Origin of the sequence: Denitrificimonas halotolerans, from assembly GCF_034259425.1 — a bacterium.
Lineage (GTDB): Bacteria > Pseudomonadota > Gammaproteobacteria > Pseudomonadales > Pseudomonadaceae > Denitrificimonas > Denitrificimonas halotolerans.
Map to the genome: position 1 here is coordinate 1 of NZ_JAXIVU010000039.1, position 3,477 is coordinate 3,477.

Annotated in this window: 6 protein-coding genes and 3 pseudogenes; 7 read left to right on the plus strand and 2 right to left on the minus strand. The window is 46.4% G+C overall.

What is annotated here, in order from left to right; all coding sequences use genetic code 11:
* The 7 genes and pseudogenes from TOI97_RS13095 to TOI97_RS13110 form a co-directional block, all read left to right on the plus strand.
* Positions 1 to 296, plus strand: a pseudogene (locus TOI97_RS13095) (hypothetical protein); the annotation flags it as partial.
* Positions 203 to 604 (plus strand): RNA-guided endonuclease InsQ/TnpB family protein, encoded by a 402-nt coding sequence (locus TOI97_RS13100; protein WP_321554574.1) that lies wholly within the window; start codon positions 203 to 205, stop codon positions 602 to 604. The pseudogene TOI97_RS13095 and the gene TOI97_RS13100, both read left to right, overlap by 94 nt.
* Positions 605 to 800: 196 nt before the next feature.
* On the plus strand, positions 801 to 1,256 hold the full coding sequence (locus TOI97_RS13105) for a methyltransferase family protein (RefSeq protein ID WP_321554570.1): 456 nt from the start codon (positions 801 to 803) through the stop codon (positions 1,254 to 1,256).
* Positions 1,257 to 1,384: 128 nt separating this feature from the next.
* On the plus strand, positions 1,385 to 1,498 hold the full coding sequence (locus TOI97_RS13380) for a helix-turn-helix domain-containing protein (protein WP_407651359.1): 114 nt from the start codon (positions 1,385 to 1,387) through the stop codon (positions 1,496 to 1,498).
* A 114-nt stretch (positions 1,499 to 1,612) separates the two neighbouring features.
* Positions 1,613 to 1,822: pseudogene (locus tag TOI97_RS13385) on the plus strand (transposase); the annotation flags it as partial.
* Positions 1,771 to 1,902, plus strand: a pseudogene (locus tag TOI97_RS13390) (zinc ribbon domain-containing protein); the annotation flags it as partial. The pseudogenes TOI97_RS13385 and TOI97_RS13390, both read left to right, overlap by 52 nt.
* Before the next feature lie 201 nt (positions 1,903 to 2,103).
* Complete coding sequence (locus TOI97_RS13110) at positions 2,104 to 2,472, plus strand: translation initiation factor Sui1 (protein WP_321554571.1); 369 nt, start codon at positions 2,104 to 2,106, stop codon at positions 2,470 to 2,472.
* Positions 2,473 to 2,547: 75 nt separating this feature from the next.
* On the opposite strand, the gene TOI97_RS13115 is transcribed toward TOI97_RS13110, so the two are convergent.
* Together TOI97_RS13115 and flgM are read right to left on the minus strand one after the other, a co-directional pair.
* Positions 2,548 to 2,997 carry a flagella synthesis protein FlgN gene (locus TOI97_RS13115; RefSeq protein WP_321554572.1) on the minus strand — a complete coding sequence of 150 codons (450 nt, stop codon included), beginning with the start codon at positions 2,995 to 2,997 and terminating at the stop codon, positions 2,548 to 2,550.
* Positions 2,998 to 3,006: 9 nt separating this feature from the next.
* Positions 3,007 to 3,282 (minus strand): flagellar biosynthesis anti-sigma factor FlgM, encoded by a 276-nt coding sequence (gene flgM, locus TOI97_RS13120; protein WP_321554573.1) that lies wholly within the window; start codon positions 3,280 to 3,282, stop codon positions 3,007 to 3,009.
* Between the last annotated feature and the right edge of the window lie 195 nt (positions 3,283 to 3,477).

Here is a 3,477-nt window from a genome sequence, read left to right on the forward strand (position 1 = left end):
CAGGTGCGGCGCAATGGAAAAATGGTCAGGTCTACCACAACGGCCACTATTTTAAAGTGTGGGATAGCTACGGTTTGAGCCAATATAGATTCCGCTCTAGTAGCTTCAACGAAGATGCCCGTGGCCGCAGGTACTTTAACGTGGTGGTGGATGTGGAGGTCGAGCCAGAAATAAAACCCAAGTCAAAACCCTTCATGCGAAAATCGCTAACCGTAGAAAAGATGCCCTGCACAAATGCAGCCGTACGCTGGTCAATCGCTGCGGTGAAATCTATGTGGGCAACGTCAGTAGTTTAAAACTCGTTAAAACCACGATGGCCAAGTCAGTGCTGGACGCTGGTTGGGGTCAATTAAAAACAATGCTGGACTATAAATGCGCTCACGCAGGCATTGTTTTTAAGGAAGTTGACGAGGCATATACCACCCAAACCTGTTCGAATTGTGGCAGCCTGCCCGAATCGAGGCCGAAAGGTATCGCAGGACTTGGAATAAGAGAATGGACGTGCTATGGGTGTGGTGTCACCCACGATCGCGATATCAACGCGGCACGTAACATTCTCGCGGTCGGGCAGGGCTGTCTAGCAGTAGGAATCCCCGTCCTTTAGGTTGGGGAGGATGTCAACGTAGCGTTTAGCAAGTCTGCCGTAACCCCTTGTCTGAAAGGGCGGGGATATAAGACCGAGGGATGTCAATGCTAGTAGGATGTTAAAACGTGTGGGTTGACTTTGCAGGCTATGCATGCAGTTTTTTGCGCTACAGAGTAAACTCGTGAGCATACATAACTGAGTTAGGTGTAGTCCGATGCGCAAGCCTTATTTTATTCTTCCTGCTCCCTTGGTGTATGTTGCTTTCTTTATACTGGCTTGGGCCTGCAGTATTGTTTGGCCTTTGGCTTTGCCATCGAATCCATGGACATGGTTTTTTGGTTGGAGTGCAATTGATGCAAGTGTGCTCTTAGTGTTGTGGTCAGTTTGGTTGATGCTTTGGCGTAAAACGACTTTAAATCCTTATGGAAAGCCACAACGGTTATTGACTGAGGGGCCTTTCCGGGTGACGCGCAACCCTATCTACGTGGCTATGACTTTAAGTTATATAGGGGGAGCAATTTTATTGGCAGACGTTTGGGGTTGGGTGTTTTTGCCAGCTGTACTTTTTGCCGTGAGTGTTGGTGTGATTCGTCATGAAGAGCGTATATTGCTAGAGCATTTCGGCGATGAGTATCGCCAATATATGAATAAAGTGCGCCGTTGGTTGTAACTGCTATTTTTGTTGAGCCAGTTTTATGTGTGCTGGCGTGATAAAACTAATGCAGGTTTTAGGTTCTAAATAGATATATGCAAATGAGCAAGCAAGTCCTCAAAGCCTATAAATAAAGGTTCTACCTAATGGAAGAACAGCAAGTGTTCTTTGCTAAGTCGTTTGGTTGCGCTCGTTTCGTTTGGAATAAAATGCTTAACGATAAAATAGAATATTACGTCAGACGAAGTAGGAGTTGCTAATCCTAAGTTTTTAGCCAAGTACGAAAAGAAGCTGGCGCGTGAGCAAAAGATTTTAGTTCGCCGCAGGGCGAGGGAAAAAGCCGCAATTACCAAAAGTAGCGATTAAAAGTTGTCAAGGTATATGAGAAAAGAGTTAGCTGCCGTAAAGACTTTCTGCATAAAACTTCATTCAATCTCATCAGAAACCACGATATTATTGTTATTGAGGATTTGAACGTCAAAGGCATGGTTAGAAACAGGCGCTTAGCTAAAGCGATCAGTCACAGTTTGCCACGATGCTGGCCTACAAGGCAGAGTGGTATGGCAAACAGCTCATTAAGCTAGACCGATGGTTTCCATCGTCTAAAACCTGTTCAAACATGTGGCATATGTTTGGTAATGTCCAAGCTGCAGCATTGTCCTAGATCGCGATTATAGTGCCAGTATCAACACCCTCAAGGAAGGTTGTGCTACTGGTTGTCAATTACAGAAACCCTCGGTGCGAGGGAGTTAGCCTAGTCAATTTGCATGACCTCTGCTACGGTGCAGCGCACCCCACAAGTCTGTGCATTACCTAGGAAGCCACTACTATCTAAAGTAGTGGGTAGTTCATAGAGGGTTACACAGTGAAAAAAGCATCGTCTTTTGCTGCGTTAAGCGGATTGGTTTACTCCACAGACAGTGGTCGGCATTGTCCTGAGTGTGAGCAGCCTCAGACAGCGTGTATTTGTGCAGAACAGCCAGTGAACACAGGTGACGGTGTGGCACGTGTGCGCCGTGAAAGTAAAGGTCGTGGCGGTAAAACGGTGACGACCATCCAGGGTCTATGCTTAACCTTGGATGAGCTTAAAAAACTCACTGCAGAATTAAAGAAGCGTTGCGGATGTGGTGGTTCACTAAAGGAAGGCGTGATTGAAATTCAAGGTGACAAGCTGGATGTATTGCTAGATGAGTTACGTAAGCGAGGCTTTACTGCTAAACAGGCCGGTGGTTGATGCCTAGATAGATAGTGGTGAAGATCAAAGGGGTTAATTCAGGTATTTAGAGCGCACCAAGGAGGTACCGTAGAGTTAAGCTTTTGAGCTGATCTGGCCGCTAGTTTTGCAGGTTTGGCCGTCGGGGCCGTACAGTGATTGACCTGCTGCCTCATGTAGGAAGTTAAGCATGCGTTGATTGTATTCAATGCGTTGTTTAATCAATTCACCGTTGAGCTGGTTGAGCTGTGCGACACGTTGCGCACTTTCTAACAAGGCGTGCCAAAGAGGGAGGCAGTGAGCGTCTAGTGCAGCTAGTTCTGCGCCAGCCATGCCGACACTGTAACCCAACTTGTTTTGCACCTGTTGACGCTGAACTTCAAAACTTTCCAGTTGAGTAAACAGCTTTTCTTTGTCTGCAGCAATGTTCGCCAATTGCTCACCATCAACTTGAGCCTGACTGAGAGCAGCCTGTTCTTCGGTTAAGAGCTGTATCAGTTGTTGTAAGCGTTGCTGTTGAACGGCAAGATGCTGTTTAAGACTCATAAATGTTGTTTAATCCAGTAGGTCATTCAAGCTGTTAAGCAAACCGTCAGCAATGCGGTCAGCGTGGATTTCCAAACGACCTTCACTGATTGCTTGACGGATTTCATTTACACGCACGCTATCAATGTCTTGTGCTGTCGACCCGAAGGTTTGACTCAGATGAGTAATAGCTGCGGGTTCGTTGTGTTCAACACTAGGGGTGGAGCTCGGTGTGGCTCTGGTATTGTGCTTGGCCGGTCCCACTTGACTGGAGTGGGAGAGCGGTTGCTGTTGATTGATTTTCAAGGGAACATCCTCTTTGTCAGTGCGCTTACTCTATACTATCGGCCGCTTAGATAATAACTTTAATACATTTATCAAAATCGCGTAAGACCTCGTACTTTTAGTGCGGGATGGATAGCGAGGGCTGCGTAAGCAGCCCCTTAACCCCTTAATAGGCCGCTAAAGTCTTTGCAGTATAGGTTGTGTTGGTATTATATA

Coding starts and splice junctions, on each gene's coding strand:
- TOI97_RS13105 (WP_321554570.1), top strand. CDS start 801: ATGCGCAAGCCTTATTTTATTCTTCCTGCTCCCTTGGTGTATGTTGCT.
- TOI97_RS13380 (WP_407651359.1), top strand. CDS start 1,385: ATGGAAGAACAGCAAGTGTTCTTTGCTAAGTCGTTTGGTTGCGCTCGT.
- TOI97_RS13115 (WP_321554572.1), bottom strand. CDS start 2,997: ATGAGTCTTAAACAGCATCTTGCCGTTCAACAGCAACGCTTACAACAA.